The 5,528-nt window shown below is 73.6% G+C and carries 9 protein-coding genes and 1 riboswitch; of the genes, 2 read left to right on the forward strand and 7 right to left on the reverse strand.

Going from position 1 to position 5,528, the window contains the following annotated elements; translation table 11 throughout:
- From PROKR_RS27610 to PROKR_RS27620, 3 genes are all read right to left on the reverse strand, one after another.
- Positions 1-391, reverse strand: a 391-nt coding sequence (locus PROKR_RS27610) for an ATP-binding cassette domain-containing protein (RefSeq protein WP_169736620.1), incomplete at its 3' end; no start/stop codon positions are given.
- On the reverse strand, positions 381-1,007 hold the full coding sequence (locus PROKR_RS27615) for an ECF transporter S component (RefSeq protein WP_036970292.1): 627 nt from the start codon (positions 1,005-1,007) through the stop codon (positions 381-383). The genes PROKR_RS27615 and PROKR_RS27610, both read right to left, overlap by 11 nt.
- Positions 1,000-1,674 carry a YkoF family thiamine/hydroxymethylpyrimidine-binding protein gene (locus PROKR_RS27620; RefSeq protein ID WP_036970293.1) on the reverse strand — a complete coding sequence of 225 codons (675 nt, stop codon included), beginning with the start codon at positions 1,672-1,674 and terminating at the stop codon, positions 1,000-1,002. The genes PROKR_RS27615 and PROKR_RS27620 overlap by 8 nt, the downstream gene beginning before the upstream one ends.
- Before the next feature lie 58 nt (positions 1,675-1,732).
- Positions 1,733-1,841: riboswitch (TPP riboswitch) on the reverse strand.
- A 57-nt stretch (positions 1,842-1,898) separates the two neighbouring features.
- Here PROKR_RS27620 and PROKR_RS27625 point away from each other — a divergent pair.
- Complete coding sequence (locus PROKR_RS27625) at positions 1,899-2,351, forward strand: hypothetical protein (RefSeq protein WP_036970295.1); 453 nt, start codon at positions 1,899-1,901, stop codon at positions 2,349-2,351.
- On the opposite strand, the gene PROKR_RS27630 is transcribed toward PROKR_RS27625, so the two are convergent.
- Positions 2,335-2,889 (reverse strand): flavoprotein, encoded by a 555-nt coding sequence (locus PROKR_RS27630; RefSeq protein ID WP_036970297.1) that lies wholly within the window; start codon positions 2,887-2,889, stop codon positions 2,335-2,337. The genes PROKR_RS27625 and PROKR_RS27630 overlap by 17 nt on opposite strands.
- Positions 2,890-2,939: 50 nt before the next feature.
- The gene (locus PROKR_RS27635) at positions 2,940-3,317 is read right to left on the reverse strand and encodes a DUF4259 domain-containing protein (protein ID WP_036970299.1); all 378 of its coding nucleotides are present in this window, start codon (positions 3,315-3,317) and stop codon (positions 2,940-2,942) included.
- Between the two features lie 157 nt (positions 3,318-3,474).
- Here PROKR_RS27635 and PROKR_RS27640 point away from each other — a divergent pair, with 157 nt between their 5' ends.
- A complete protein-coding gene (locus PROKR_RS27640) occupies positions 3,475-4,386 on the forward strand; it encodes a Vgb family protein (protein WP_084800719.1) in 912 nt (303 codons plus the stop codon).
- Positions 4,387-4,439: 53 nt separating this feature from the next.
- Here PROKR_RS27640 and PROKR_RS27645 read toward each other — a convergent pair whose 3' ends face one another.
- Together PROKR_RS27645 and PROKR_RS33170 are read right to left on the reverse strand one after the other, a co-directional pair.
- Positions 4,440-5,129 (reverse strand): response regulator, encoded by a 690-nt coding sequence (locus PROKR_RS27645; protein WP_157602792.1) that lies wholly within the window; start codon positions 5,127-5,129, stop codon positions 4,440-4,442.
- Positions 5,126-5,528, reverse strand: a 403-nt coding sequence (locus tag PROKR_RS33170; protein ID WP_245605993.1) for a sensor histidine kinase, incomplete at its 5' end; no start/stop codon positions are given. The genes PROKR_RS27645 and PROKR_RS33170, both read right to left, overlap by 4 nt.

Raw genomic sequence — 5,528 nt, forward strand, 5'->3', positions numbered from 1 at the left:
GCTCGAGCGCGGTGCGCACGAGCGGGCCGATCGCGGCGGGTTCGACGGCGAGGTTCTCCAGCGGGAACGCGACCTCGTCGAGCACGTCGGGCAGGCAGACCCCGGACTCGGGGTCCTGGGCGACGACGCCGACGACGTCGGCGAGCCCGGCGATGCCGGTGTCGGCGACCGGCCGGCCCGCGACGTTCACGACGCCGTCCACCTGCGCGTGCACGGCGTGCGGGACCGCGCCGTGCAGCAGGCGCAGCAGCGTGGACTTGCCTGACCCCGACGGGCCGAGCACGAGCACGCTCTGCCCGGCGGCGATCCGCAGGTCGACGGGTCCCACGCCGTCGCCGGTGCCGTACACGGCCTCCAGGCCGCTGGTCTCGACGACGACCTCAGCGCTCACGCCGCACCACGGGCCCGCGCCGGGCGGCCGCAGCGCGGCCGATCGCGAACTCGTCGAGCACGCCCGTGCCATGCAGGCGGTCGACGATCACCTTGGCGAGCAGCCCGCCCAGCACCAGGCCGGAGACGAGCTGGAGGCCGAGGCGCAGCGCCAGGATGTCCTGCCCGTACCAGTCGAACCGGAACGCGGACCACACGAAGACGAGGCCCGCACCGAGCAGGCCCGAGAGCGCGTAGACGCCCCACCCGAACTTCCGGTAGCGCGTGAGCGCGAACGGCAGCTCGCTGCCCGCGCCCTGGATCGCGGCGGCCACCAGCAGGAGCGGCCCGACCGGCGAGCCGAGGAAGACCACCTCGACCACCGACGCGATCACCTCGGCGATGATGCCGACGAAGGGCTTGCGGATGATCGCGACGGCGATCGGCGCCACCAGCAGCCAGCCGCCGAGCAGCACGTGCTGGGCCAGGTCGCCGGCCGGCCCCATGGCCACGGCGAGCCCGTTCCAGGCCTGCACGAGCGCCCAGTACAGGAACCCGAAGACGACGCCGAGCATCACCATGAGCACGATGTCGCGCAGGGGCAGCCGCGCGCGACGGCGTTCCGTCGTCTCACTCATGGGTGCCGCCCGCGTGGCTCGGGCTGTTCACCGAGAGGGTGAGGTGGCTGGTCACGTGCTGGACCGTGCGGCCCGCGAGGACCCACCCGGCGAACGCGCTGGCGAGCACGCGGCCGGCGTCGCCCTCCAGCCGCGTGACGAAGTGCTGCGAGCCGTGGAACGTCCCGTTCTCCTTGGCCAGCTCGATCGCGGCGTAGATGTCGCGCATGTGGTCGGGCGTCACGTCGGCGCGGACGTCGTCGGCGAGGGGGTACAGGGCCCACTCGGCCGTGACGAACCGGCCCGTGTCGCGGCCCTCCGGCACCTCGGTGACGCGCGGCCCCGCGCCGCCGGGCAGCTCGCAGACCACCTCTCCCGGGCAGCCCCGGGAGAGGTGCACGGTGATGGCGGCGTGCTTGCCCGACGCCGCGATCCCGGCCGTCAGGTCGGTGACGTACCGCAGCAGGTCGGCCTCGGAGCCGCCCACGTAGGTGCTCACGTCGCCGGTCTCGACGACCAGCCCCGTGCTGTCGGTCTCGCGCAGCGCGCCCAGGATCACGTCGACGTAGTCGTCCGACATGACCGCCGCGGTGATGCGGGCGCCGACGCCGAAGCGCATCGGGTCGCCGCGCAGCCCGGCCGTCTCGTCGGTGCTGGTGGCATGGGTACTGGTGGCAAGGTCTGCCATCGGGGTGCTCCCTGTCCGTCGGATGTCCGTCGGCACAGGAGGACGGGCACCTGACGGCCCCACGTCCTGAGTCGCTTCCTGCGCCGGCATGATCCGGATCAGGTTCAACGGTCGGAGTTCGAGTACTCCCTCTCAGCCCGGCATACCGGACTCCCGTGCACTGCGCTCACCGTAACAGCAGGGCCGGGCGTGGTCGGCACGCGTCCGCTCGCTAGCATCGGCGCATGCCCGACGACGCCGCGACCGTCCCGTCCCCCTGGGGCGTACTCGCCCGTGCCACAACCACGCTGACCAGCGGCGAGACCCTGGTCCACGACTGGTACTCGGCAGACGGGGACACCGCCGACGGCGAGCCCGAGCTCATGCTGAACGCGACCGACGCCGCCGCGGCGTCCGCCCTGCTGCCACGCGTCGCGGCGGTCCACGCGGACCGGGCAGGCTGGCACCGGCGCGCGACCGACGCCGTCGTCAACGAGTTCAGCACCGAGGAGCCGACGGCGGACGAGCTCGCCGAGGCGGCGCGCGACCTCGTCCTGCAGACCGTGGAGGTGCTCGCCGACGGCGACGTCGTGCTGCACCTCGACGACTCGTGCGGGCAGCACTTCCTGGACGGCTACTGGCCGACCGTGCGGTTCGACGCCGACGACGTCGCCGTGGAGGTCACGGTCGAGGCGTGACCGCTCCTTCACGGGCCGAGGTCACCGTCTCCAGGATCTCCGCCCACGGGAAGTCGTCCGGCTCGGCGGCACCCGGTTCGTGCGGCTCGCCCGGGCCGATCACGAGGCGCACGCCCCACTGCTTCAGCGTCGCCAGGCTGCCCTCGTAGGTCGGGTGCGCGGCGAACCTGGTGTGGACGTAGGGCGCGGCCACGATCGGGACGCGGCGTCCGACCTGCTCGGCCAGGCGGGTCAGCACGTAGGTGTCGGCGATGCCCAGCGCCCACTTCGTGAGCGTGTTGTACGTCGCCGGGGCCACGACCAGGGCGTCCGGGTCGGGCAGCGAGTACCCGACCGTGGTGTGGAAGCCCGTCCGCACCGGATGCCCCGTGACCTCCTCGATCTGCGCCATCGACTCGGGGAAGGCGCTCGCCGCCTGCCCGGTGGCCAGGACGCGCACGTCCCAGCCCCGCTCGGCGGCGGGCGGCAGGAACAGGGTCGGCACCTGCCGGGTCGCGCCCGCACCGGTCACCACGACGTAGAGCACACCCAGGGTCATGGGGCCCGAGGCTACTGCGCGGGACGCCGGCGCTCAGCCGGCATCGGCGCTCAGCCCGCGTCGGCCAGCCGCCGGAGCTCGGCGAGGTCGTCGAACGTGCGGACCAGCACGGCGCGCCGGGCCGCCCGGAACTCCGGCGAGGGGCCGAGCCCGTCGACCGTGCTGTCCCAGACCGCCAGGTAGTCGCTCTTCCACGCCTCGATGGTCGCGACCTCCGGGAGCAGGACGCCGACGTGGTCGGTCCGGGCGAGCACCGCCAGCAGCTCCAGGTTCGCGGGGACGGCAACACCCCAGTACTCGTCGGGCTCGATCCCGACCGGGTCACCGGACATCGCCTCGGCGACCTCCGTCACCAGCTGGTCGGTGAGGCGCGACAGGTGGTCCGCCGCGGCGTCGTCGTCGAAGTTGCCCGGACCCCAGGTACCCACGGGAGCTCTCTCTCGTTCGTCGTCACCCTGACCGCGCCAGATCCTAGCGGCAGGGCGAAATAGGCGGCAGGACTCGTCGCGGTCCGTCATGATGCGTTGCGGCACGGCCCGCACCACTGCTCCTCCCCACGCTCCCGACCTGCGAAGGACTGCTCCCATGACGCACGACCCGACAACCCCTGGAGCAAGCGCAGTGGACCCGGCGCACGTCCAGGAGCACGCCGTGGCACCCGGGGCGTACGGGGTCACGACCGGACCCGACGGCGCGCTGTGGTTCACGGTCGTCGAGAGCGGCCAGATCGGCCGGCTGGTCCCTGGTGGTGAGCCCAGCTACGTCGACGTCGGACCGGACTCCGGCCCCACGATCATCACGCCGGGTCCCGACGGGGCCCTGTGGTTCACGCAGTACCGAGCGCACCGCATCGGCCGGCTCACCGTCGACGGCTCCCTCACGGAGTTCGACCTGCCGACGCCGTCGTGCGGTCCGTACGGCATCGCGGCCGGACCCGACGGTGCCCTGTGGTTCACGGAGACCGCCGCGGGCCGGATCGGCCGGATCACGACGGACGGGGACGTCACCGAGTACTCGCTGGGCACGACCGACGGGTTCCCCTCCGCCATCACCGCGGGAGCGGACGGAGGCATGTGGTTCACGCTCAACCAGGGCAACGCCGTCGGCCGCGTCGGCACCGACGGCGGCGTCACGATGTTCCCGCTGCCCACCGCGGGCGCGGCGCCTGTCGGCCTGACGCTCGGCCCCGACGGCGCGCTCTGGTACACGGCGATCGCGTCGGGCCAGATCGGCCGGGTCGGCACCGACGGCGCCGTCACCGAGTTCGACCTCCCCGACCGCGCCGCCAGGCCCCACGCCATCACCGCCGGGCCCGGGGGCGCCCTCTGGTTCACCGAGTGGGCCGGGAACCGCCTGTGCTCGGTCACGACCGACGGCGTCGTCACCGGCTACGACCTGCCCACCCCGGACTCCGAGCCGCACGGCGTCACCACGGGCCCGGACGGCGCCGTCTGGGCGGCACTCGAGTCGGGTGCCCTGGCGCGGCTGGCGGTCTGAGGTCGACGCCGCCTCGGGTCGACCGGGTTCGTCGTCCGCCCGCCGACGTGCCCTCAGGTCCCCAGGTAACGCAGCACGGCGAGCACCCGGCGGTTGTCCGCCGCGTCGTAGGGCAGGTCGAGCTTCTGGAAGATCGCCGCGACGTTCTTCTCCACGGCACCCTGGGAGAGGAACAGCCGCTCCGCGATGCCGCCGTTCGACCGGCCCTGCGCGATGAGCTCGAGCACCTCGCGCTCCCTGCCGGACAGTCGCGCCCGCCCGGCATCCCGCTCGGACGCCCCCATGAGCTGGGAGACCACCTCCGGGTCGAGCACCGTCTCGCCCCGGGCGACCCGCGCGAGGGCCTGGACGAACTCCCCCACGTCGACCACGCGGTCCTTCAGGAGGTACCCCACGGCGCGCGCGTCGCCCTGGAGCAGGGTGCCGGCGTACCGCGTCTCCACGTACTGCGAGAAGAGCAGCACGGGCAGCCCGGGAAACTGCTCCCGCAACGCGAGGACGGTGCGCAGGCCCTCGTCGGTGAACGTGGGCGGCATACGGATGTCCGCGACCACGACGTCAGGCAGCGTCGAGTCGTGCGCGAGGAGCAGGACCTCGCGCTCCAGGCTCTCGCCGTCCGGCACGGCCGTCACCTCGTGCCCCCTCCGCGTCAGCAGCGCGACGAGCCCGTCGCGCAGGATCCCGGAGTCCTCGGCGAGCACCACCCGCAGGCCACCAGACGGCGCTGTGTCCGACCCGGTCATGCGCGGTGTCCGGAGTCCGTGCGGCGCGCGCCTGTGGCACCGGCGCGCACCGCGGGGAGCGTCATGGTCACGACGGTCGGCCCCCCGACGGGGCTGGACAGGTCGAACGTGCCGTCGACCGAACCGACCCGCTCGGCGAGCCCCGCGAGGCCCGACCGCAGCCCGGACCCGTCGGGGGCGACGACGGTCGCGCCCCCGACGCCGTCGTCGCGCACCTGGATGTGCAGGATGCCGCTCCCACCGTCGGCGGCGACCTCGACCCGCACGTGGACCCGCGACGCGCGCGCATGCTTGGCCGCGTTGGTGACCAGCTCGGCGATCGAGAAGTAGACGATCGACTCGACCGCCGGTGCCAGGCGGCCGCCCGCCTCGACCGCCGGGTCGATGTCCGCCGCGACC

This window comes from Promicromonospora kroppenstedtii DSM 19349 (assembly GCF_000515355.1).
In the GTDB taxonomy this organism is placed as follows: Bacteria; Actinomycetota; Actinomycetes; order Actinomycetales; family Cellulomonadaceae; genus Promicromonospora; species Promicromonospora kroppenstedtii.

Excerpts from the sequence above, each read along its gene's own strand:
- PROKR_RS27615 (WP_036970292.1), bottom strand. The coding sequence starts at position 1,007 with ATGAGTGAGACGACGGAACGCCGTCGCGCGCGGCTGCCCCTGCGCGAC.
- PROKR_RS27620 (WP_036970293.1), bottom strand. The coding sequence starts at position 1,674 with ATGGCAGACCTTGCCACCAGTACCCATGCCACCAGCACCGACGAGACG.
- PROKR_RS27625 (WP_036970295.1), top strand. The coding sequence starts at position 1,899 with ATGCCCGACGACGCCGCGACCGTCCCGTCCCCCTGGGGCGTACTCGCC.
- PROKR_RS27630 (WP_036970297.1), bottom strand. The coding sequence starts at position 2,889 with ATGACCCTGGGTGTGCTCTACGTCGTGGTGACCGGTGCGGGCGCGACC.
- PROKR_RS27640 (WP_084800719.1), top strand. The coding sequence starts at position 3,475 with ATGACGCACGACCCGACAACCCCTGGAGCAAGCGCAGTGGACCCGGCG.
- PROKR_RS27645 (WP_157602792.1), bottom strand. The coding sequence starts at position 5,129 with ATGACCGGGTCGGACACAGCGCCGTCTGGTGGCCTGCGGGTGGTGCTC.